16 protein-coding genes are annotated in these 24576 nt (G+C 34.9%); 1 reads left to right on the forward strand and 15 read right to left on the reverse strand.

The annotated features are described in order from the left end of the window. Positions 1-13: 13 nt before the first annotated feature. From ruvA to B0A66_RS01470, 4 genes are all read right to left on the reverse strand, one after another. Positions 14-595 carry a Holliday junction branch migration protein RuvA gene (gene ruvA / locus B0A66_RS01450; RefSeq protein WP_089048062.1) on the reverse strand — a complete coding sequence of 194 codons (582 nt, stop codon included), beginning with the start codon at positions 593-595 and terminating at the stop codon, positions 14-16. 78 nt (positions 596-673) lie between these two features. After that, positions 674-2965 carry an NADP-dependent malic enzyme gene (locus B0A66_RS01455; protein WP_089048063.1) on the reverse strand — a complete coding sequence of 764 codons (2292 nt, stop codon included), beginning with the start codon at positions 2963-2965 and terminating at the stop codon, positions 674-676. 158 nt (positions 2966-3123) lie between these two features. Further along, entirely contained in the window at positions 3124-3549 is a 426-nt protein-coding gene (locus tag B0A66_RS01460) for a CBS domain-containing protein (RefSeq protein ID WP_089048064.1), read from the reverse strand. 616 nt (positions 3550-4165) lie between these two features. Next, on the reverse strand, positions 4166-4408 hold the full coding sequence (locus B0A66_RS01470) for a helix-turn-helix domain-containing protein (protein ID WP_089048066.1): 243 nt from the start codon (positions 4406-4408) through the stop codon (positions 4166-4168). A 90-nt stretch (positions 4409-4498) separates the two neighbouring features. Here B0A66_RS01470 and B0A66_RS01475 point away from each other — a divergent pair, with 90 nt between their 5' ends. Further along, positions 4499-4810, forward strand: coding sequence for a hypothetical protein (locus tag B0A66_RS01475; protein WP_089048067.1), 312 nt, complete (start codon positions 4499-4501; stop codon positions 4808-4810). A 51-nt stretch (positions 4811-4861) separates the two neighbouring features. Here B0A66_RS01475 and B0A66_RS01480 read toward each other — a convergent pair whose 3' ends face one another. The 11 genes from B0A66_RS01480 to nrfD all read right to left on the reverse strand — a co-directional run bounded on the left by B0A66_RS01480 (position 4862) and on the right by nrfD (position 24565). After that, on the reverse strand, positions 4862-6865 hold the full coding sequence (locus B0A66_RS01480) for an OmpA family protein (RefSeq protein WP_089048068.1): 2004 nt from the start codon (positions 6863-6865) through the stop codon (positions 4862-4864). 11 nt (positions 6866-6876) lie between these two features. After that, positions 6877-7782 carry a PorP/SprF family type IX secretion system membrane protein gene (locus B0A66_RS01485; RefSeq protein WP_089048069.1) on the reverse strand — a complete coding sequence of 302 codons (906 nt, stop codon included), beginning with the start codon at positions 7780-7782 and terminating at the stop codon, positions 6877-6879. Positions 7783-7834: 52 nt separating this feature from the next. Further along, positions 7835-15022 carry a T9SS type B sorting domain-containing protein gene (locus B0A66_RS01490; protein ID WP_089048070.1) on the reverse strand — a complete coding sequence of 2396 codons (7188 nt, stop codon included), beginning with the start codon at positions 15020-15022 and terminating at the stop codon, positions 7835-7837. Positions 15023-15557: 535 nt separating this feature from the next. After that, the gene (queG, locus tag B0A66_RS01495) at positions 15558-16484 is read right to left on the reverse strand and encodes a tRNA epoxyqueuosine(34) reductase QueG (protein WP_089048071.1); all 927 of its coding nucleotides are present in this window, start codon (positions 16482-16484) and stop codon (positions 15558-15560) included. 17 nt (positions 16485-16501) lie between these two features. Further along, the gene (ruvB, locus tag B0A66_RS01500) at positions 16502-17524 is read right to left on the reverse strand and encodes a Holliday junction branch migration DNA helicase RuvB (protein ID WP_089048072.1); all 1023 of its coding nucleotides are present in this window, start codon (positions 17522-17524) and stop codon (positions 16502-16504) included. Between the two features lie 109 nt (positions 17525-17633). After that, the gene (locus B0A66_RS01505; protein WP_089048073.1) at positions 17634-19436 is read right to left on the reverse strand and encodes a cytochrome c oxidase subunit I; all 1803 of its coding nucleotides are present in this window, start codon (positions 19434-19436) and stop codon (positions 17634-17636) included. A gap of 31 nt (positions 19437-19467) precedes the next feature. Continuing rightward, complete coding sequence (locus B0A66_RS01510; RefSeq protein WP_089048074.1) at positions 19468-20652, reverse strand: cytochrome c oxidase subunit II; 1185 nt, start codon at positions 20650-20652, stop codon at positions 19468-19470. Positions 20653-20671: 19 nt separating this feature from the next. After that, a complete protein-coding gene (locus B0A66_RS01515) occupies positions 20672-22066 on the reverse strand; it encodes a cation-translocating P-type ATPase (protein ID WP_089048075.1) in 1395 nt (464 codons plus the stop codon). A 27-nt stretch (positions 22067-22093) separates the two neighbouring features. Next, positions 22094-22639: a c-type cytochrome gene (locus B0A66_RS01520; RefSeq protein WP_089048076.1), complete on the reverse strand. Its 546-nt coding sequence runs from the start codon at positions 22637-22639 to the stop codon at positions 22094-22096. 8 nt (positions 22640-22647) lie between these two features. Continuing rightward, the gene (locus tag B0A66_RS01525; protein ID WP_089048077.1) at positions 22648-23172 is read right to left on the reverse strand and encodes a DUF3341 domain-containing protein; all 525 of its coding nucleotides are present in this window, start codon (positions 23170-23172) and stop codon (positions 22648-22650) included. Beyond that, positions 23165-24565: an NrfD/PsrC family molybdoenzyme membrane anchor subunit gene (gene nrfD / locus B0A66_RS01530; RefSeq protein WP_089048078.1), complete on the reverse strand. Its 1401-nt coding sequence runs from the start codon at positions 24563-24565 to the stop codon at positions 23165-23167. Before nrfD ends, B0A66_RS01525 begins: the two co-directional genes overlap by 8 nt. Positions 24566-24576: the final 11 nt, after the last annotated feature.

Here is a 24576-nt window from a genome sequence, read left to right on the forward strand (position 1 = left end):
TATCTAAATTGGTTTATAAGCTTTTTAATGCTTTTTTGATGATGGTTTCTACAGTTGCGTCCGGGTCTTCCTTGACGATTTTTTCAATAACTTTTTCAGAGGTTTTTCGAACAAAACCTAATACCTCCAAAGCAGATAACGCTTCATCTCGATTTGTATTGTTCTGAACTACCGAAACTTCGTCTAAATCATACAACTTTAACACTTTTTCTTTTAAATCAAGTATAACCCGTTGTGCTGTTTTATTTCCAATTCCTTTTATAGACTGTATTACACCAACATCTCCGGAAGCAATGGCATTTATAATTTGTCTTGGTTCTATCGATGATAACATTGTTCTTGCAATGTTGGCACCAATGCCTGAGACTGACAATAACATCCTGAATATTTCTCTTTCTGATTTTTCTACAAAGCCAAATAATGTATGCGCATCTTCTTTAATTTGAAGATGCGTATACAATTTTATAAAATCAGCATTAGGAAGTAATGAAAACGTATGTAAAGATATATTTACCTGATATCCCACTCCGCCACAATCAATTACTACTTCTGTGGGGTTTTTCTCCACCAGCTTCCCCTGCAAATGTGCTATCATACTTTATTTTCTAATAGTCAAATATAGATAAAAATGAAATAAAAATAAGACATTTCTATTTAATCCTTATTTTATGCCCTATTTTGATAATTTGTTCTTTTTATTTTCTTTTTCCTGAGCATCAATAACAGCAATTGCTGCCATGTTTACCATTTCTTCTACACTTGCTCCTAATTGAAAAATGTGAACCGGTTTACCCATTCCCATCATAATTGGACCAATTGAGTTTACTTTATACAACTCTTTCAACAACTTATACGTAATATTAGCAGAATCTAAATTAGGAAAAATCAACGTATTTACTTTTTTACCTGCTAACTTAGAGAACGGAAATTTCTCCTGAAGTAACTCTGGATTTAAAGCAAAATCTGCCTGAATTTCTCCATCAACAACTAATTCCGGATGATTTTTGTGTAAATAAGCCACCGCTTCTCTAACTTTTGATGCGCTGGCACTTGTAGATGATCCAAAGTTTGAGAAAGAAACCATTGCAATAACAGGCTCAACACCAAACATTTTGGCTGTTTTTGCTGTCATTATCGCAATATTAACTAAATCCTGAGCTGATGGATCGATATTGATTGCTGTATCTGATAAGAACATTGGTCCACGAGACGTTAACATCATGTTTGCTGTTGCAACAAGTGATGCTCCCGGTGCTTTATCAATTAACTGAAGCATTGGCTTTACAACTGTTGGGTAACTTCTGGTATGTCCTGTAACCAAAGCATCTGCTTCACCTTCATTTACCATCATAGCTGCGAAATAATTTCTCTCGCGCATGTATTTCTGAGAATCAAGTAATGAAACTCCTCTTCTCTCTCTTGTTGACCAATATGAATTGGCGAATCTGTTTCTTCTTGCTTCTTCTTCCGGAGTTTTAGGATCTATAATTTGAAGATCTGCATCAAAACCTAATTCTGCTTTTAGTTCTAAGATTACATCTTTATCTCCTAATAAAATAGGAAGACCAATACCATCTTCATGAACAATTTGAGCTGCTTTTAATACATTTAATTGATCTGCTTCAGCAAAAACAATTCTTTTAGGATCCATTTTAGCACGGTTTGTAATCAAACGCACCATTTTATTATCGTTCCCCATACGCTCACGAAGTGCATCTTCATAAGCTACCCAATCCGTAATAGGATTTTTTGCTACTCCTGATTCCATTGCTGCTTTTGCAACTGCAGGCGCTACAACTGTAATCAATCGTGGGTCAAATGGTTTAGGAATAATATATTCTCTTCCGAAACCTAATTTCATTGCTCCGTAAGCTACGTTAACTTGCTCCGGAACCGGCTCTTTTGCCAAAATAGCTAAAGCTTTTACAGCCGCCATTTTCATTGCTTCGTTAATTTTTGTAGCACGTACGTCTAATGCTCCTCTAAAGATGTATGGAAACCCTAAAACGTTGTTTACCTGATTAGGAAAATCTGAACGTCCTGTAGCCATAATAACATCCTTACGAGTTTCTGTAGCCAAGTTGTAATCGATCTCCGGAGTTGGATTTGCCATTGCAAAAACAATTGGATTATCTGCCATTGTCAACAACATTTCGGCAGACATAATATTTCCTGAAGACAATCCGATGAAAACATCTGCACCTTTTACTGCTTCTGCTAAATCAATTGGAGCTTTGTCAACGGCGTATTTTAATTGTAATTCTGATAGTGCAGGATTATCTTTTGTTAAAAGTCCTTTACTATTAAACATTTGAATGTTCGATGGTTTAACACCTAATAAAACATATAAGTCTGTACAAGCTATCGCTGCAGATCCTGCTCCGGAAACTACTACTTTTACATCTTCTGCTTTTTTTCCTGCTAATTCTAAAGCGTTGATTAATGCTGCAGAAGAAATAATTGCGGTTCCGTGCTGATCATCGTGCATTACCGGAATATCTAATTCTTCTACTAATCTTCTTTCGATTTCAAAAGATTCCGGCGCTTTAATATCTTCCAGATTGATTCCTCCAAAAGTTGGAGCGATATTTTTTACGGTCTGAATAAATTCTTCAATATCTTTTGTTCCAATTTCGATGTCGAAAACATCAATATCAGAGAATATTTTAAACAATAAACCTTTTCCTTCCATTACTGGTTTAGAAGCTTCGGGACCAATGTCTCCAAGTCCTAAAACCGCTGTACCGTTTGAGATCACGGCAACTAAATTTCCTTTTGCTGTATATTTGTAAACGTCTTCTACGTTTGCTGCAATTTCTAAACATGGTTCTGCAACACCTGGCGAATAAGCCAAAGATAAATCTCTCTGGGTTGCGTATTTTTTTGTTGGAACTACCTGAATTTTTCCTGGAGTTGGTTCTGAATGGTACAGTAACGCCTCTCTCTTTTTACTCTCTTTGTTCATTTTTTTTTGCTTTTATTCTAGCATACAAAGATATAAGTCTTCATTTAAAATGGCATGTTTTTATAGGTTTCTTTTGTTAAAAATGCAAAATCGTGATGTCAAAAAAAAATAGTCCGCAAGAATACGGACTATTTTCAAAAGTATATTTTTAATTGATTTTACTGTGAAATATAAGAGTTTAAATGATTTATAGTATCCTTCTGAATTTCTATAATAGCTTTAACAACATCGCTAATTGAGATTATTCCTACTACAGTTCCGTCTTCTAAAACCGGTAAATGTCTAATGCGTTTTGTACTCATTAGTTCCATGCAATCTTCAATATTATTTGAAAGTCTCACCGAAAAAATATTGCTTTCCATAATCTCATGAACATAAGTCTCTTTTGAAGATTTATCTTTTAATACAATTTTTCGAGCGTAATCTCTTTCAGACAATATTCCCTTTAAGTCATCTCCGTCGATAATAAGAATTGCCCCAATGTTTTTTTCTCCCATTACTTTCAAAGCTTCATAAACTGTTGTTGTTGAACGTACGGAATAAACATTTTTACCTTTTGCGCTTAGTATTTGATTTACAGTCATATCTGGAAAATTTTAGTTTTATAAAGTTAAAAAAAAATGCACACAAACAACTACGAAATCGATTTTTCTTAAACCTAACAACTTCATTTTAAACATAATAAGTTAAATTTAGAATTAAGCAAATTTTACTCTAATGAAATGAATGAATTTTAATACTTTTTTACATAAAAGACAGGTTTTTAAGATTTTAAAGCTAAAAAAATCTTTATTGTGTTGGTTTTGATTGATAAGACAACTTAGTCCTAAGATAGGCAAAGATTGTGGCTACTTTGTCTTGTTTGTGACGCGGATGAGACTGATTCGCTTTGCGAAGACACGGATTGATGCGGATTTTTTTATGCTGTTTGTAGTTGGCTTATTTCGTACGGTCATTCTAGACAACAAGTTAACACGCCTCTTTTATACGCCTCTTTCTGTCATTTCGACGGAGGAGAAATCTTCGCAAGAAACTCGACAAAGATTGACCATGCTTTACGGAGCTACTCGTGAAGATTTCTCGTACCTCGAAAAGACAAGATTGTGGGAATGGATTGTGTGGGCAAGCTTTGTACCTTCAAATAATTGTAAAAAAAGGCTTTTAATTTTTTTTATCTTATTATTTAATCTCAGCGTTAAACTAGATATTTTCAGAAAACATTTGACTTACTAATACACTTGATTTTATTTTCAATGAGTCAGCAAGTGAAAAAAGTAAACTAATACTAATATTCTGTTTCCCTTTTTCAATTCGTTGAACGGTTCTTATATCAACATTACATAATCTTGATAATTGTTCCTGCGTAATTTTTTCTTTTTCTCTGAGTTCCTTGATTAAAAGACCTAATCGGACAATTTCTAACTCGTATTTGCTTTTTTTCACAAATCAAAGCTATTAAACTGAATAAAAAAATCATACGACATATATGTCACATGTGAAAATAATACTATATTTGCGCAAAATATTATGATAATGGAATTAAATGAAATTGAAAAATTAGAAAATCTGAATAAATTAATTACAAGATATTTTAACTCTGGAAATATTGTATCAGATGTCTACACCCCTAAAATTAACATCAATTATTATGAAGTTGGTTTTGTTATTACTAACCTAATAAAAATGTGCATTTTGACGCTGAACAATGACGGGCATAATTGGTCTAGTACAAACAAAAAACCTGTAGATGTTGCTCTTGTTTTAGAAATGGTGCTTGAAATGTTTCCTCTGAATGAATTTGAATTGTTGGCTGAAATTAATCAACTGTTTGTTGGTGATACATAAAAAAGCCCCTTTTCTAATTTAGAAAAGAGGCTACGGTCTCGAAATATATAATTATAGGCTTGTAATGATAAATTCGCTGCGTCTGTTTTGCTGGTGTTGTTTTTCTGTACATTTTACACCATCAGCGCATTTGTTGACTAGTTGCGTTTCGCCGAATCCTTTTGAGGTTAATCTACTTCCGTCTATTCCTTTTTTTATTAACCAGTTTTTAGTCGACTCTGCTCTTTTCTCTGACAGAATCATATTGCTTGCCGACGATTGTCTACTGTCTGTATGAGAACGAATGTCTAATTGCAACGTTGGATATTCTTTTAAGATCTTAACGACTTTTTGCAATTGAGGCTCTGACGTTTTTTTGATTGTCGCTTTACCTAAATCAAAAAAGTTCATTGGAATTTTCAATAATTTTGCTAAATCTGTTCCAACCGCTATTGGTTTTACGGTTACAGCATTAATTTTTATGGTCTTAACCTGTATCGCTTTAGCAAGCATAGGTTTTGCTTTCTTTTCTATGGCAAGAGAGGAAGTTGTTTTTCCTGATGCTTTTTTTAATGTTAGTGTAGCTTCTTTTATTTCGTACTCTTCTTTTGCTGTTTTTATAAAATATTTTTTACCACATTTTACTTTCGAGAAAACATAATTTCCTTTTTTATCGGATAGTACTTCTACCGCAGTCTGGCGTGCTTCGTCAAACAACATTACTCTAACATCTGAAAGCACTTCGCCAGTTTCAGCATCTGTAATCGTTCCAGATACTTCTTGCTCGCAAACTAATCTGCGAAGCTCCGTAAAACGATAAACGTCATCAAGTCCGTGACCATTATCTCTGTTAGACGAAAAGAAACCGTTTCTGTTTTTACTGTTTATTATGAAAGCAAAATCGTCTTTACGGCTGTTTATTGGTTCTCCAAGGTTTTGTACTTCATCATAGGAAAGCTCACTGTTAATTTTTGAAACAAAAACATCTAATCCGCCTAATCCCGGGCGTCCGTCGCTGGCGAAATAAAGTTCATTGTCTTCTGAGATAAAAGGAAATGACTCTCTTCCTTCTGTATTAATTTCACTTCCTAAATTCTCAGGTTTACCAAAAGTTTCATCTGCATTGATACTTACTTTAAACAAATCTGATTGCCCAAGTGTTCCGGGCATATCTGATGCAAAATATAATGTTTTTTCATCTATACTCAATGCCGGATGTGCAGCACTATATTGGTCGCTGTTAAACGGAAGTTCCTGAATTTCTTTCCACTCACCTCCAATTAAGCTTGCTTTGTACAATTTTAATAATGTGATTTTATTTTCGCTTTGTCCCTTTTTACCGTTTATAAAATTATTTCTGGTAAAATACATGGTCTTACCATCTTTTGTAAAAACGGGAGTAGACTCATTGAAACTGTTGCTTTTTTGTTTTTTACGAAAAAGCTTTTGTTTACCGATACTTCCATCAGGCATTAGTTCTACAAAATACAATGCTGAAACAGATTTATTTGTCCATTTAAAATTCTTTTTAACAATGCTTCCAGTATCTCTTGAGGATGCAAAAATCAATTTGTTGTCTAAAATAGTGCTTCCGTATTCTGACCCTTCTGAATTGATTCCGGCATCTGCAATTTCGTATCGTCCTGAATTGGCTTTAATATCTTCCAGATAGTTTCTGTTTTTTTTGATTAAAACTGCTCTGTTATCTGATGGCACTTTTTGAATAAACTTCTCTAAAATTTCATCTGATTTGGCGTAATTTCCTGTTGCCTTTAAGCATTCTGCATATTTATAAAGATAATCCGCTTCCTGATTTTCATTCCATATAAATAATGTCTCATAGCATCTCAAAGCCTGAGTCAGGTCTCCCGTAAAATAATACGAATTACCTAATCGCTGAAGTACTTTTTCATCCTGATAACCTTTCTTTAAAAGATTTTCATAAGATTTTATAGCATCTGCGTAAGCATAATTATCATACTTTTTATCGGCATCTTTTAGGTTTGCTTTTTGTGCATTTAGATTTAGATAAAAACACAAAAATAGAAACGTATAAGCTAGATTTTTTATTTTCATATTTACACTAATTAAAAGAATCTTGGAGATGTCATTCTGTTATAATTATTAAAGAAATCAAAACGTAGAAATATTTCATGTGATCCTGAATTGTATTTTCTTAAAGCTGTTGTTTCATGATCGTAACCGTATCCTATGTACATACCGTCTGTAACCTGAAAACCGGCAACGGCACTCAATGATGCACTCCATCTGTAAGCAACTCCAACAACAAATTTATCATTGAACATAAAATTACCGGAAACATCAACTTGCAAAGGTGCTCCTTCTACCATTTTTGTTAACAAAGCTGGTTTGAACTTTAAATTGTAATCAATATCCATTACATAACCTGCCATGAAATAGTAGTTTATTTTATCTTTAAAAATAGCTACATCATTATCATTGTAACGATTGGTCTGAATGAAGTTTGGAATCGATAATCCGAAATACGCTTTATCTGAATGATAATATATCCCTGCTCCAACATTTGGTGTGATTTTATTTCTCAAATTTTGAAACTGTTCGTCATCCTGATGTTCAAAACTCAATTTATTTACATCCAGATTAAAAATATTTACGGTTCCTTTTATACCAAAAGAAAGCTTGAAGGTTTCTGAAGTTGGAACTGTATATGACAAATCTGTAGACACCGTGTTTTCGTTCGTTGGTCCAATTTTATCATTTACCAAAGAAACTCCCAATCCTAAATTACTGTTATTTAAAGGTGTATTCACCGAAAAAGTACTCGTTTCCGGAGCTCCGTCAAGTCCAATCCATTGGGTACGATACAACCCAAAAGCACTCAGTACACCACGTGAACCAGCGTAAGCCGGGTTTACCTCTATCGTGTTATACATATATTGTGTGAACTGTGCATCTTGCTGTGCAGAACATACAACTGAAAAAAACATAAAAACTAAAATTAATTTTTTCATTTCTGAAGTTTTAAAAAATAAGCTTTGTTAAAAAACTGATCTATTTATTTTTTTATTTATTAAGGTATAAGTAACCCGATTTTTCATGAGGTCTTGAATCACTATCTTTATATTTTAAAATATAATAATAGGTTCCTACCGGTAATCCGTCTGATTGTTTGACTGTTGTGCGTCCTTGAGAATATCCTAAAAACACTCTGTCTTCATTGTTATAATGATCAATGTCAAATACTAAAACTCCCCAACGATTATAAATTTCAACGGTATTATCAGGATAACATTCTAATCCTTTAATGTAAAATCTTGCATTTTTACCATCTCCATTTGGAGAAAAACCAGTCATTACATTTATCTCACAGCCTCCTAATGTTACAATTGTTGGCCTGTCTTCTGAGTCACTAGAATCATCTGACTTATCATCAACAACAACACCTCTTACACTATTTGCTGAAACTGTTGCCTGATTGCTTACGCTTCCAAAATTGATATCGCTTTGTTTGATTGTGTATTGAGCACTATAATTCGTATCGTTAATTTCGTTTATCCCTAAATCAAATGCTTGTCCAGAAAGCACAACACCTGTTAGCGGATCTGCAACTGTTACATTTTTCAACGCTACATTACCTGTATTCGTTACTTTGAATCTATAAGTAATAGTTTCACCTGCATTAGCATGTCCATTAGCATTTTCATCGTTGAATGTTGCTGTTTTCACTATCGCAACACTTGGGAATTCAACAAAAACAGTTAGAGTTGCTGAACTACAATTTGATGCATTTGCTTTTTCACAAACCTGATACGTCAGGGTGTAATTTCCTCCTGGTGTGTTTGGTTTCACACTTACTGTTCCGTCTGCATTAAATTCAAAATTAGCATTACCTGATGTGTTTGTAATGATTACATCTGACGGATTAATTGGTGCTCCGTTTAGTAAATCATTATCTAAAACATTGATAAAATCAAGCGATCCGTTTATTCCGTCAACTGAAACCAAAGCATCATTATTGGTAACAATTTGAGTGGATGGCGGTAATAATACTATAGGAATAAACACTACTAGATCTACCGTTGCTGTACTGCAATTTGACAGGTTTGCTTTTTCGCAAATTTCATACGTTAAATGATAAGTTCCTGTTGGTGTGTCTTGAACAACATTTATAGAACCATCTGCATTTAATGAAAAGTTAGCATTTGGAATTGTCGTTCTTAAAACTACATCCTGAGCGCTCACTTTTAATCCGTTTAAAAAGTCATTATCAAATATATTGTATGCCGTAGTAACAGGTTTGCTGCTGTCTATCGGACCAAATTCATCGTTATTTGCTTTTATTATCGCACGTGTTACCGGAACAATACTTTTTACAGCATCACAATTTGTTGGATTGTTAACTTCGCATATACGGTATTCTACTTCATAATTTCCTGCCGTAGTTCCTGCACTTACTGTTACGGTTCCATCTGCATTTAATGTTAATCCTGCCGGAACTGAAATTGCTGTTAGAGTTACATCACCAGGGTGAATTCCTATTGATACCGGATTACCATTTAAGGTATCATTATCCAGCAATGAAATTGTCGTTCCACCAACGTTACCATCTATAGAAGTTGTCGTTTCTGTTACAGCATCAATTACTGGCGCTGTTACGGTTATTTTTATAGAAGCAGCTGCGCTACAGTTTGTGTTGTTTAAATGCTCACAAATCTGGTATATTATTTCATAAGTACCTGCCGGAGCATTCCCATTTAAAGTAACCGTTCCATTATTATTTAATGTAATAAATCCTGTTGGATCCGGTGTTATTATCGTAATTTCTACATCAGAAGCTACAACAGCAAGTCCGTCTTTTGTATCATTATCAAGAGCATTTAAAATAATCTCTTGTTTATTTGTCGCAATTACAGATCGCTCTTTGTCATTATTAGCAACTAAAACTGATCCGGTTACTGAAATGATACTTTTTACAGCGTCACAATTTGTTGGATTCGTTACTTCGCAAATATTATATTCAACTTCATAGTCACCAATTGTAGTTCCTGTAGCTATCGTTACTGTTCCGTCTGCATTTAACGTTAATCCCGCTGGTACTGAAATTGCTGTTAAGGTTACTTGTCCGTTTGCTGTTCCTATAACCGCTGGGCTTCCGTTTAAAGTATCATTAGTAATTAATGATGCTGTCGTTCCTCCAATCATTCCATTGATAGAAGTTGTAGTTTCTGTAACTGCATCGATTACTGGTTTACCGACTACAATTATTGAAGTTGCAGTATCACAATTGGTTGGGTTCGTTACTTCACAAATACTATATTCTAAATTGTAATTTCCTGCTGGCGTGTTAGCTGCGATTGTTACAGTTCCGTCTGTATTTAATGTCAAGCCTGTTGGTACTGTAACGCCTGTTAAAGTTACTTCTCCGTTTGCTGTTCCGATAACTGCTGGGCTTCCGTTTAATGTATCGTTCAAGATAACTGACGCTGTTGTTCCTCCAATCATTCCATTGATAGAAGTTGTAGTTTCGGTTACCGCATCGATTACTGGTTTGCCTACTACGATTATTGATGTTGCAGTATCACAGTTGGTTGGGTTTGTTACTTCACAAATACTATATTCTAAATTGTAATTTCCTGCTAGCGTGTTCGCTGCAATTGTTACGGTTCCGTTTGCATTTAATGTCAAGCCTGCTGGTACTGTAACGCCTGTTAAAGTTACTTGTCCGTTTGCTGTTCCAATAACTGCCGAACTTCCGTTTAATGTGTCGTTCAAGATAACTGACGCTGTTGTTCCTCCCACTGCTCCGTTGATAGAAGTTGTAGTTTCCGTCACAGCATCAATTACTGGTTTACCTACTACGATTATTGATGTTGCAGTATCGCAGTTTGTTGGATTGGTTATTTCACAAATACTATATTCTAAATTGTAATTTCCTGCTGGTGTGTTGGCAGCGATTGTTACAGTTCCATCTGCATTTAATGTTAAGCCTGTTGGAACAGTTACACCTGTTAAAGTTACTTGTCCTTTTGCTGTTCCAATTACCGCTGGGCTTCCGTTTAATGTATCATTCAAAATAACTGACGCTGTTGTTCCTCCCACTGCTCCGTTGATAGAAGTTGTAGTTTCTATTACGGCATCGATTATTGGTTTACCTACTACAATTATTGAAGTTGCAGTATCGCAGTTGGTTGGGTTCGTTACTTCACAAATGCTGTATTCTAGGTTGTAATTTCCTGCTGGCGTATTCGCTGCGATTGTTACAGTTCCATCTGCATTTAAGGTTAGGCCTGTTGGAACAGTTACACCTGTTAAGGTTACTTGTCCGTTTGCTGTTCCAATTACCGCTGGGCTTCCGTTTAATGTATCATTCAAAATAACTGACGCTGTTGTTCCTCCCACTGCTCCGTTGATAGAAGTTGTAGTTTCCGTCACAGCATCAATTACTGGTTTACCTACTACAATTATTGATGTTTCAGTATCACAGTTGGTTGGGTTTGTTACTTCACAAATGCTGTATTCTAAATTGTAACTTCCTGCTGGCGTATTCGCTGCGATTGTTACAGTTCCGTTTGCGTTTAATGTTAAGCCTGCCGGTACTGTAACACCAGTTAAGGTTACTTGTCCGTTTGCTGTTCCAATAACTGCTGAGTTTCCGTTTAATGTATCGTTCAAGATAACTGACGCTGTTGTACCTCCCACAGCTCCGTTGATAGAGGTTGTAGTTTCTGTTACGGCATCTATTACTGGTTTACCTACTACGATTATTGATGTTGCAGTATCACAGTTGGTTGGATTGGTTACTTCACAAATACTATATTCTAAATTGTAATTTCCTGCTGGCGTATTGGCAGCGATTGTTACAGTTCCATTTGCGTTTAAAGTTAATCCTGTCGGAACTGTAACACCAGTTAAAGTTACTTGTCCGTTTGCTGTTCCAATTACCGCTGGGCTTCCGTTTAATGTATCATTAGTAATTAATGATGCTGTTGTTCCACCCACTGCTCCATTAATAGAAGTTGTCGTTTCGATTACGGCGTCGATTACTGGCGCAACAACAGTTATTTTAACTGTAGCTGTACTGCAATTGGTTGCATCTGCTTTTTCACAAATTTTATAATCAAAAGTATAAGTACCTGCCGGAGTCTGCGGTTTAACTGATACTTCTCCTGTTGTTGTATCAAAATTTAAAGCCGAAGGCAATGTGCTGGCTAATGTAATAGTAACATCATTTTGAATTGAATTACCGCATCTTAAAACATCATTACTTAATACACTTGACACTGCTACTCCACCAACATATCCATTAAATGAAGTTACTGTATCATCATTTGCTTTTATTGGATTAACGATAGTAACCGTTTGTGTACATGTTTGTGTATTACCTGCTGCATCTGTTGCTGTCCAGGTTACTGTTGTTAATCCGATAGGAAAACTTGTTGGTGCATTATTCGTTACTGTTACAGTTCCGCTACAATTATCTGATGTTGTTGGTGTACCCAAAACTACTCCTGTTGCAACACATGAATTGGTATCAGGTGATGTTGTAACATTTGCCGGGCATGTTATCGTTGGCTTTTGTGTATCACTAACTTTTACAGTCGAAGCTGCTGAAGTCTGCTCACAAGTAGTGGTTGTATTAGTAACTTTTACTTTATAATCTCCATCCGCAGTTACGACTAATGTCGAACTTGTCTGGTTACTAATTACTACATTATCTTTATACCAAACATAAGCAGGAGATGCTGCATTTGTAACCGCTGTTAAAGTTGTTGTATAACAAGCTGTCAAAGTTCCTGATATTGTCGCAGTAGGAATGGCATTAACTGTTACGACTCTTGTCGAATTAGCATCAGCACAACCTCCGGAACCTTTAACAGTATACGTAATTGTTGCTGTTCCAACTGCTACTGTCGTAATAGCTCCGCTTGTTGCATTTACTGTAGCCACACTAGTATTATCACTTGACCATGTTCCTCCTGTGCTTCCGTTAGAAGTAAAAGTTGTTGTTCCTCCAAGGCAAACATTTTGATTTCCTGCTACCGTTCCGCTATTTGGTGGTGTTGCCACTGTTACGACTACCGGTTTCACATCTGTACAACCCTGAGCAGTTGTTGCTTTTATATAATAAGTACCAGCAGTTGCTTGTGTTGGTGTTGCATACGCTGTTGTTGCTGTCGCGTTTGTCCAATATGTAAAAGTTAAATTTGAAGAACTTCCTGCCGTTACAGCCGGAGCAGTAATATCTACTTTTGATGGCGAACAAACTGATGTCGGATTCGTGATAACAAGAACTGGCAATGGATTTGGCGTAGTTGAAACACTAGCCGAATTGTTAGATGAATTTGTATCTGTTGCTGAAGCTGGTATTGTTGCTGTGTTATTATAAACTCCACTAGCGTTTACTTTCGCAACAATTTTTAATGTTGCCGAAACTCCACCATCTAAATCACCAATACTCCAAACACCTGTTCCTCCATTGTAATTTCCTACTGATGGTGTTGAACTTACAAATGCATATCCAGTAGGAAGTAAATCATTTACAGATACTCCTGAAGCATTATTAACACCCAGATTGCTTATTTTTATGGTAAACTCAACATTTGATCCCACACATGGTGTAGCATTATCAACTGTATTCGTTACGCCTAAATCTGTACATAATGTAACTGTAACCGGTTTTGATTGCGTTTGGGCTCCACAAGCTAAAGTTGAAGCTACAGAATAAGAACCCGTTTTAGTTGCCGAATAAGTATTTGAAGTTGCACCGCTTATTGCTGTACCATTAAAATACCATTGGTACGGAGCAAATCCAGATGGAGTTGTTAGTGAAGCTGTACTGTTTGTACATCCACCTCCTGCAACGTACGCTAAAGTTGGATCTTCCGGCTGAGCAGCAAAATTTGAAAAGAAACCTGCCATAGAAAACCCACCACCTTGTTGTACAATTGAAACAGTTAATTTAGCATCACTAGATATCGAAAGAATATCTGGCGACCCAATTTGAGTATCTTCAAAATTTATTAAATACCAACCTGTTGTTCCTAACTGATGACGTGCTGCTATACCCGCTTTTTGTTCAATATTAGCGCCATTAATATAAACGGTTGATGTTGCATCTTTTAAAAGTATATATCCAAAATAAGGTAATGATCCTGTACCATAATTTCTAAATTTTGCTGTTTCAATAAATTTAGATCCTCCACATTCTGAAACCGGAGCGATTGTAGAAATATCTACTTCACAAGACTGCGCTGTTCCGGAGTACACCACAACATTATTATCTGCAAGAACTCTTGAAGCTGAAAAATTAGTAGCTTTAACACCGTTCAAAAATGTAAAAAAGCTTCCTGCATTTGCAAGCGTTGTTGTTTGTGACGATATTAATGCACCTGTAACAGAATAACTTTCTACCACTACCTTTGTATTTGGTTTAGTTGCAATAACGGTAGTTTGTTCTGCAGTATCATTTCCTTTACCTCTTTCAATAAAATATTCAGAACCTAAAACCGATTCCGGTGGAATCTGATTATATGCCGCATCTCCACAACCTCCTGGAGTGTCAATCGCTGCCGAAGTATTCATCACAGATGGATTTGATGTTTCAACTAAAGTTCCTATCGGTGCTTTGAACAAATAACTTTGCCCTGCATTTAAAGTAGCTGTAACCACATCACCTATTTTTACAGTAGTTCCTGCTGTTATAGCCATTACACTATAAATAGGGCGTTGATCGCCATAATTATTAAAATTCCCTAATGTACCATCTCTATAGTATCCTACTCTAAAACGTACACCAATACCGGCATCACCAAAGCTGGTTAATGCTGCATTTCCTTTGATATCCTGATCTGTTCCATCCCCTCCAAGAGCATCAGATGCCACATTTCTTAAATTTATAGATATCGGTTCTGTACCTGTAACAATTAATCCTGCTGCATTTAATACTGTATTGAATGGAAAAGCAGGAGCAGCACTTGGTTTACCTGCAAATCTATATATTGCAGGAGCTCCTTTTGTAGCTGTTACTGTTGCTACTGTACTACCATCACTCTTTGCTATAGTAATACTTACCGTAGCAGTTGAATTTGTAGCAATAACAATTTCATTTGCTTTACTAAAATACTGCCAAGGTGCCGGAGCTATATAATGCTTTTTATAAAACTGAGCTGAAGCATTATAGCTAATTAATAAAAGGAAAATAAAAGAAACTAACTTCGATAAATTAGATTTTCTAAAAGTAAAGTTACGCATACGCAATTGTAATTTGAAAAACAGAAATAATTGAAACTGAATAATCAATCGCAATTTTCGTGATATAAGAGAAATACGAAAATTTGAATGAATTGGATTTCAAAAAAGGAAGTATATTTTTTTCAAAACCCTTATGAGAATAAACCCGCGGTAAAACCATTGCTATTTAGGTGCAAGACAAAATGTCTTATTAAATTAATTAGTTAGTAGATTTAATACCGCGAAAGTATATAAAGACTTAATTACTAGCTACTTTATTCGATCAACTGCTTGGAAAAACGTTAATCAACACTTTTATTTATCAAAAAAAACTTAGCAAAAGTTAAAACCTCAAATAATCCATAAAAAAAACAGAGAAAATTCTTAACGTTTTGCGGATTTGTGATTTTTTAGAGAAAACAATAATAAAAACACAAAAATATCTTACATTAAAAAACAGTAAAACACTGATTATCAGTTCTGCTTCATTTACAAACAATATGATAATGTTAAAATGAAGCGATCTTAAAATTGGAATATGGAAGCTGAGATAGTATTACTCTAAAAACTTAAGATTGCGCTTTAATCCCTCAAATTTTGTACGTTTGATTGGAGAGTTTTTAAAGACCACGCGAAAAGTTTCTTCTGTTATTTCCATCCAGTCTTTTTTAGTAAATGAAAGCAATTCCGGATTTGGATTGAATAAAGGTTCGGAATGTGATTTTGAGAATCTATTCCACGGACATACATCCTGGCAGGTATCGCAGCCAAACATCCATTCATCAAATTTTCCTTTCATTTCATAAGGAATATTTTCTTTAAGCTCAATAGTGTAATAAGAAATACACTTACTCCCATCAACTACATGGGGAGCTACTATGGCCTGAGTAGGACATTCATCAATACAAGCGGTGCAAGAACCGCAATGATCTGTAGTTGCGTGGTCATACTCAAGATCTAAATCGAGTATAAGCTCCGCAATAAAATAAAAAGAACCTACTTTTTGGGTTATTAGATTGCCACTTTTGCCTATCCAACCTAAACCACTTTTAGCAGCCCAGGCACGGTCTAAAACCGGAGCAGAATCTACAAAGGCACGCCCAGAGACATCTCCAATATTTTCCTGAATAGAATGTAAAAATTCTTTTAAACGCTCCTTGATTACAAAATGATAATCCTGACCATAGGCATATTTTGATATTTTAAAACTCTCCTGACTTTGCGTTTCTTCCGGATAGTAATTTAACAAAAGTGAAACAACGCTTTTAGCATCATCTACCAACAATGTGGGATCTAATCGCTTATCAAAATAGTTTTCCATATACGCCATCTGACCATGATGGTTTTTATTTAGCCATTTTTCAAGTCGAGGCGCTTCTTCTTCTAAAAATCCCGCTTTCGATATTCCACAAGAAAGAAAACCAAGTCGTTTTGCTTCTTCTTTTATAAATTTCGAATATGTCTCTTTAGAATTAATGCTCATTTGTTCAGGAATAAAACTTAAAATAAACCTCCCTGAATGTTGGTGTTTATTTTTCCTAAATGTTTATATGCTTTATCAGTAACTTCTCTTCCTCTTGGAGTACGCATAATAAATCCTTCCTGAATTAAAAAAGGTTCATATACTTCTTCAATAGTTTCACTACTCTCAGAAACAGCAGTTGCCAAAGTAGAAAGACCAACAGGACCACCTTTAAACTTATTAATAATTGTTAGTAAAATCTTATTATCCATTTCATCAAGACCATGTGCATCAACATTAAGTGCTTTCAAAGCATAACGAGCGATTTCTAAGTCTATAGTTCCGTTTCCTTTAATTTGAGCAAAATCACGAACTCTTCGCAATAATGCATTAGCGATACGAGGTGTTCCACGACTACGACCTGCAATTTCGATGGCAGCATCTAATGAAATTGGCATTTTAAGTATCGAAGCACTACGTTCTACGATTGTAGTCAAAAGTTCTGTACTGTAATATTGTAAACGAGAAGAAATACCAAAACGAGCACGCATAGGTGCGGTCAATAATCCGGAACGCGTTGTTGCACCAATTAAAGTAAATGGATTTAAATTGATTTGAACCGTACGTGCATTTGGACCTGATTCAATCATAATATCAATCTTAAAATCCTCCATAGCCGAATACAAATACTCTTCTACAATAGGACTTAAACGATGTATTTCATCAATAAATAAAACATCTCTTTCATCAAGATTGGTAAGCAAACCTGCTAAATCACCTGGTTTATCTAAAACTGGACCTGAAGTAATTTTTATTCCAACCTGAAGTTCATTAGCTAAAATATTTGCTAAAGTGGTTTTTCCTAAACCCGGAGGTCCATGAAACAAAGCATGATCAAGAGCCTCTCCTCGCTGATTAGCAGCGGCAACAAAAACTTTTAAATTTTCTAAAACTTGATCTTGTCCGGCAAAGTCATCAAATGACAGCGGACGGAGTCTTTTTTCAAGATCTAATTCTTCTGGGTTATATCCGTTTGTTGTGGGATCTAGGTTCTCATTCATCGTACAAAGATAGACAAAGTAATCATTTTGTAAAACAGTAAAAACACAACGATGAAATATTAACTAAAATAAAAAAGACTGTCATTACTGACAGTCTTTTAAAATATTTTTAGTGGTGTAAAACTTCTTCACCTTCTTTCATCGGTACATTTTGCGGTACAAAATCTACATCATGATTTGGGTTACTGTAGTCATACGGCCAACGGTATACGTGAGGAATTTCACCTGGCCAGTTACCATGAATATGTTCTACTGGTGTAGTCCATTCTAATGTTGTTGATTTCCATGGATTCTGAACTGCTTTCTTACCGTAGAAAATACTACTAAAGAAGTTGTATAAGAATATTAATTGGAAAGCACCTCCTACAAGGGCAAATGTTGTAATTAAAACATTCACATTTTGCAAGTCATCAAATAATGGAAAGTTTGTGTTTGTATAGTAACGTCTTGGTAAACCAGCTAATCCGATAAAGTGCATTGGGAAGAAAACTCCATAAGCACAAACTGCTGTAATCCAAAAGTGAATATAACCTAAGTTTTTGTTTAACATTCTTCCGTACATTTTAGGGAACCAGTGGTAAATACCAGCAAACATTCCATAAAGAGCAGAGATACCCATTACTAAGTGAAAGTGAGCAATTACGAAGTAAGTATCGTGAACGTTAATATCTAATGTACTATCTCCTAAAATGATTCCAGTTAAACCTCCAGTGATGAAAGTAGAAACCATTCCAATAGAAAATAACATAGCAGGGTTAAATTGTAAGTTACCTTTCCATAAAGTTGTAATCCAGTTAAATGCTTTTACAGCAGAAGGAATTGCAATCAATAAAGTTGTAAAAGTAAATACAGATCCTAAGAAAGGATTCATACCTGAAATAAACATGTGGTGACCCCAAACGATTGTAGATAAAAATGCAATTGCAAGAACTGACATGATCATCGCTCTGTATCCGAAAATTGGTTTACGAGCATTCGTAGCCATAATTTCAGAAACTAATCCCATTGCTGGTAAGATTACAATATATACTTCAGGGTGTCCTAAGAACCAAAATAAGTGCTCAAACAATACTGGAGAACCACCTTGATAGTGTAAAACCTCTCCTGCAATATAAATATCAGATAAGAAGAATGAAGTTCCAAAACTTCTATCAAAAATTAACAATAAAGCTGCAGATAATAAAACCGGGAACGAAATAACTCCAATAATAGCCGTTACGAAAAACGTCCAGATTGTAAGTGGAAGTCTAGTCATAGACATTCCTTTAGTTCTCAAGTTGATAACTGTTACAATGTAATTTAAAGATCCCATTAAAGAAGATGCGATAAATATTGCCATTGAAACTAACCATAAAGTCATACCTGTACCAGAACCTGGAATAGCTTGTGGTAAAGCACTTAATGGAGGATAGATTGTCCAACCTGCAGAAGCTGGTCCAGCTTCAACAAACAAAGAACATAACATGATCACAGCAGATATAAAAAACAACCAGTATGAAATCATATTCATAAATCCAGAAGCCATATCTCTTGCTCCAATTTGAAGCGGAATAAGTAAGTTACTAAAAGTTCCACTCAAACCGGCTGTCAGTACAAAGAATACCATGATGGTACCGTGAATTGTAACTAAAGCTAAATAAATATCATTAGCCATTACACCATCTGGTGCAAATTTGTCTCCTAATAAAACATTAAAGATTTTAAAAGACTCCTCTGGCCATGCTAATTGCATTCTAAAAAGCAAGGACATTGCAATACCAATGATACCCATGAAAATACCGGTAACTAAGTATTGCTTTGCAATCATTTTATGATCAATACTAAAGATATATTTAGTAATGAACGTGTCTTTATGATGATGTTCGTGCTCGTGATCGTGTCCGTGATCGTGACCGTGCGCTTCTGCTGACATATATGTATACTTTAAATTTTCTTAATAAATATTATTTCATAGCAACTTTAGCGATAGCTGCTGCTACAGTATCAACTACTGCATTAACCGTATCTTTAATTGTGCTATCTGAAGTTCCTTTAACTGCTTCTGCAGGTTTTTCAGAAGCTTTCGCTGCTTTTATATCCTGAGCTAAAGTAGTTTTTTCACTTAACCATTTTTTATAATCTTCAGGAGTATCAACAACTACTTTCATTTGCATGTTGTAGTGAGAAGCTCCACAGATTTTATTACATAATAATAAATAATCAAATGTGTAAGGATCTAAAGCAGTTCCACCTTCAGCAACCAACTTAACACTGTTTTCAGCTCTAAGTTTGTTGATGTTAGCTACTTTCTCAATCATAAATGGTAACTCTCTGTATTCAGCAGTTGTATAAGTTGGTACAAAAGCAAATTCAGTAACCATACCAGGAACACAGTTCATTTGTGCTCTAAAGTGAGGAAAGTAAGCAGAGTGTAATACGTCTTGTGAACGCATTTTGAAATGCACTTTTTTTCCTTTTGGAATATGCAATTCAGAAACTACGATATCATCAGCTGAATTTTTATCAGACATATCAACACCTAAAGTATTAATACCTTCGATTAAACGTACGTTAGCTTTTCCTAATACATTATCTTCACCTGCATATCTTGCAGTCCATTTAAACTGCTGTGCGTATAATTCTATTTCAATTACATCTTCGTCTTTATCAACGAACATGATGTTATTCCAAGCATACAATCCGTAAAGGATTAAACAAGCTAAAACTACAGATGGAATAATACTCCAAAGCGCTTCTAATTTGTTACTATCTGCAAAGAACAATGCTTTTTTATCTTTGTTTCCTCTGTTTTTAAAAGAAAACCAGTATAATAATCCCTGAGTAATAAATTGAACAACAAAGATTAATACCCAAGTAATATTCATCAAATTATCTACTAAAAGTCCGTGCTCTGAAGCAGGAGTATGAAGTGCTAAATTACCCCATTTTAGTAAACCGTAAATCGTAAATATGTAAATGAAAGCTAAAAAGCCAAACATAACATATCCTTGAACATTATTATCATTATCAGATGCAACCTGAGAATCGTCAGAAGATGCTCCTACCTGAGTAAGATCAAATATTCTGGTCAATTGCCATAATGCAACTGCTAATAAAACTAAAACTACAATTACCAACAAACTTGTCATCTGTTTACTTCTTTAAATATTAATAATGAAAATGTTTACTTTCTTCAATGAAAGGATTTCTTTTTGCTAACAGAGGTGCTTTTGTTAATGCAGTAAACACTGCAAAGATAAACAACCCTAAGAAGAAAAGAATAGATGCAATTTCAGAAACTCCAATAAACCATTTATCTCCAACTGTACCTGGCATAATCATATTAAAGAAATCAAGATAGTGACCTAATAAGATAATTGTACCTGCCATTACGATAACCCAGCTAAGACGTTTAAAATCAGTATTAATTAATATTAATAATGGAAAAACAAAGTTCATAACTACAGCACCAAAGAATGGTAAATTATATAACTGTATTCTAGTTATAAAGTAAGTAACCTCTTCAGGGATATTTGCATACCAAATCAACATAAATTGAGAGAACCATAAGTATGTCCAGAAAATACTGATACCGAACATAAATTTAGCTAAATCATGAATATGGCTTGTATTTACATATTCTAAATATCCTTTAGATTTTAAATATAATGTTACTAATGCGATTGTAGTAATACCACTTACGAAGAAAGATGCAAAAACATACCATCCAAATAAAGTACTAAACCAGTGTGGATCAAATGACATAATCCAATCCCAAGACATAATAGACTCAGAAACTATAAAAAACACTAAGAATCCAGCAGATAATTTGAAGTTCTTTTTGTAGAACAAATCATCATTAGCTTCATCTTGAGCTAAACAGTTTTTTCTTGAAAAATGACGGTATAAATTCCAACCAATTAAAAAGATAGTAGCTCTAATAATCCAAAAAGGAAAGTTTAAATAACCTGCTTTACCTGCAATAATTTTATCATAATTAGCACTATTAGGATCAGTAACACCTTCTCCTAACCATACAAATATGTGATTGAAATGTAATCCGCAAAGAACCAGAATGATAAAGAAAACAACAGAACCTACTGGTAAATATCCAGTAATTCCCTGCATAACTCTAAACAATACCGGAGACCAACCTGCCTGAGCAACTTGTTGAATAGCATAAAATGCTAAAACTCCCATAGAAAGTAGTAAAAAGAAAATACAAGCTACATATAAAGCAGACCAAGGCTTATTTTGCAATTGGTGCAATACGTGTGTTAAATGTTCTTTATGCTCATCAGCAGCGCTAACTTCTGCATGCCCCTCACCTTTATGAGAATCATGTGAAGCTTCTGCAGCTTCATGATGTCCAGCTTCTTTATGAGAAGCCTCTGCTGTTGCTTCATGAGCAGCTCCGTGAGAGCCATGTGCATCTGCAGCTAGAATTTTTTCAACTTCTTGAATATCTTTAGGAGCAGTTAAAAAACCATATCCAATTCCTAATATACCAACGGCCATTAAGATGATAGAAAAAGTTTTTAATTTACTTGAAAATGTATACATATCTATTACGATCAGTTTGTTCAACAATTATAATTGGCTTTTTAGTTTTAGAACATAGTCAGCAACTAACCAACGTTCGTGGGCACTTAATTGATTTGCATGTGAACCCATTGCATTTAAACCATAAGTCTCAACATGAAAGATACTTCCTTCAGTGATTTCTCTGTCTTTGTAGCTAGGTACTCCAAGAAATTTTTCTCTTTCAACCAATTTACCTTTACCGTTTCCAGTTGCACCATGGCAGCTCATACAGTAAATTTCGAAAAGTTCTTTTCCTTTTCCGGAATTCTTTTCTACAGAATCCAAAGGTGATTTTAAATTAGCTTTTGCTAATTCATAACCAGCAGTTGAATTTTCATATTCATAAGGTTCAAAACCTCTATTAATAGTTCCATCTACAGGAAGCTGTCCTTCTTTTCCTCCTTTAAATACTTTTGCTTCTGAATAAGTTTCATAACCTACAGACTCATACATATTTGGAAAATACTGATAGTTTGGCGCCGAATTATTGTGGCAAGATGAAACTAAAATAGTTATACCAACTAAAAGTGTTATTTTATATATCCTTTTCATAGCTACAATTAATTCTTTTCAATTACTTTAACTTCAACAGCTCCAGTACCTTCGAAAAAAGAAACTAGTTCTGCCTCATTATCATTTACAGCAACTTCCATTAAGAAGTGGTCATCTGTCGTTCTTACATCAGGATTCTCAGCTTGCTTAAATGGCCATAATCTACTTCTCATATAAAAAGTAATAACCATTAAGTGCGCAGCAAAAAATACTGTCATCTCAAACATAATAGGCACAAATGAAGGCATATTCTGAATGAAACTAAAACTTGGTTTACCTCCAATATCTTGCGGCCAATCGTGAATCATGATATAACTCATCATGAATGTCGCAAAAGAAATACCAACGCATCCGTATAAGAAAGAACAAATTGCTAATCTTGTTGGTGCTAAACCCATAGCTTTATCCAACCCGTGAACTGGGAATGGAGTAAAAACTTCTTCAATATGATGATGAGCAGCTCTGGTTTTCTTTACTGCATCCATCAAAATATCATCGTCATTATAAATGGCGTATATTACTTTATTACTCATGATGTGAATCTTTATTTGCTCTTTCTCTAATGTAATTATCTCCTGTTCCTTTCAAAATTGTCTTAACCTCCGCCTGAGCAATTACAGGGAATGTTCTAGAGTATAATAAAAACAATACGAAGAAGAAACCAATTGTTCCAATGAAAATTCCAATATCAACAAATGTTGGTGAAAACATTGTCCAAGAAGATGGAAGGTAATCTCTATGTAAAGAAGTAACAATAATTACGAATCTTTCAAACCACATTCCGATGTTTACAACGATCGAAATAATAAATGAAAACATGATACTTGTTCTTAATTTTTTGAACCACATAAATTGTGGAGAGAAAACGTTACAAGTCATCATTGACCAATATGCCCACCAGTAAGGTCCAGTAGCTCTGTTTAAGAATGCATATTGCTCATATTCTACACCTGAATACCAAGCTACAAATAACTCAGTAATGTAAGCTACACCTACAATCGAACCTGTAATCATAATTACGATGTTCATTAATTCGATATGTTGTAATGTGATGTATGCTTCTAGGTTAGAAACTTTTCTCATAACAATCAACAATGTATTTACCATTGCAAATCCTGAGAAAACCGCTCCAGCAACGAAGTATGGAGGGAAAATTGTTGTATGCCATCCTGGAATTACAGAAGTAGCAAAGTCCATCGATACAATTGTGTGTACAGAAAGTACAAGAGGAGTAGCTAAACCAGCTAATACCAAAGATACTTCTTCAAAACGTTGCCAATCTTTAGCTCTACCACTCCATCCAAAACTCAAGATAGAGTAAACTCTCTTGTTGAAAGGTGTAATTGCTCTATCACGTAGCATTGCAAAGTCAGGTAATAAACCAGTCCACCAGAAAACTAATGAAACGGAAAGATAAGTTGAAATTGCAAATACGTCCCAAAGTAATGGCGAGTTAAAGTTTACCCATAATGATCCAAATTGATTTGGTATAGGTAAAACCCAATATGCTAACCATGGACGTCCCATGTGAATAATTGGAAATAAACCTGCTTGAACTACTGAGAAGATAGTCATTGCTTCTGCAGAACGGTTAATAGCCATTCTCCAACGTTGACGGAAAAGTAATAATACCGCAGAAATTAATGTTCCAGCGTGACCAATACCAACCCACCAAACGAAGTTCGTGATATCCCAAGCCCAACCAACTGTTTTATTTAATCCCCATGTTCCGATACCGGTAGATACGGTGTAAATTATACAACCTAACCCCCAAAGGAAGGCTATTAATGCGATTGAAAATACAATCCACCAATGTTTATTTGCAGGACCTTCAACAGGTGCTGCCACATCTACAGTTACATCGTGATATGATTTATCACCTATAACTAAAGGTTTTCTAATGGGTGCTTCGTAGTGAGACGACATAATCCTTTATA

Source organism: Flavobacterium hercynium (genome assembly GCF_002217285.1).
Classification (GTDB): Bacteria; Bacteroidota; Bacteroidia; order Flavobacteriales; family Flavobacteriaceae; genus Flavobacterium; species Flavobacterium hercynium.

Bases quoted from the DNA above. Each gene is read 5' to 3' on its own strand.
- ruvA (WP_089048062.1), bottom strand. From the start codon at position 595: ATGATAGCACATTTGCAGGGGAAGCTGGTGGAGAAAAACCCCACAGAA.
- B0A66_RS01455 (WP_089048063.1), bottom strand. From the start codon at position 2,965: ATGAACAAAGAGAGTAAAAAGAGAGAGGCGTTACTGTACCATTCAGAA.
- B0A66_RS01460 (WP_089048064.1), bottom strand. From the start codon at position 3,549: ATGACTGTAAATCAAATACTAAGCGCAAAAGGTAAAAATGTTTATTCC.
- B0A66_RS01475 (WP_089048067.1), top strand. From the start codon at position 4,499: ATGGAATTAAATGAAATTGAAAAATTAGAAAATCTGAATAAATTAATT.
- B0A66_RS01480 (WP_089048068.1), bottom strand. From the start codon at position 6,865: ATGAAAATAAAAAATCTAGCTTATACGTTTCTATTTTTGTGTTTTTAT.
- B0A66_RS01485 (WP_089048069.1), bottom strand. From the start codon at position 7,782: ATGAAAAAATTAATTTTAGTTTTTATGTTTTTTTCAGTTGTATGTTCT.
- B0A66_RS01490 (WP_089048070.1), bottom strand. From the start codon at position 15,022: ATGCGTAACTTTACTTTTAGAAAATCTAATTTATCGAAGTTAGTTTCT.
- queG (WP_089048071.1), bottom strand. From the start codon at position 16,484: ATGAGCATTAATTCTAAAGAGACATATTCGAAATTTATAAAAGAAGAA.
- ruvB (WP_089048072.1), bottom strand. From the start codon at position 17,524: ATGAATGAGAACCTAGATCCCACAACAAACGGATATAACCCAGAAGAA.
- B0A66_RS01505 (WP_089048073.1), bottom strand. From the start codon at position 19,436: ATGTCAGCAGAAGCGCACGGTCACGATCACGGACACGATCACGAGCAC.
- B0A66_RS01510 (WP_089048074.1), bottom strand. From the start codon at position 20,652: ATGACAAGTTTGTTGGTAATTGTAGTTTTAGTTTTATTAGCAGTTGCA.
- B0A66_RS01515 (WP_089048075.1), bottom strand. From the start codon at position 22,066: ATGTATACATTTTCAAGTAAATTAAAAACTTTTTCTATCATCTTAATG.
- B0A66_RS01520 (WP_089048076.1), bottom strand. From the start codon at position 22,639: ATGAAAAGGATATATAAAATAACACTTTTAGTTGGTATAACTATTTTA.
- B0A66_RS01525 (WP_089048077.1), bottom strand. From the start codon at position 23,172: ATGAGTAATAAAGTAATATACGCCATTTATAATGACGATGATATTTTG.
- nrfD (WP_089048078.1), bottom strand. From the start codon at position 24,565: ATGTCGTCTCACTACGAAGCACCCATTAGAAAACCTTTAGTTATAGGT.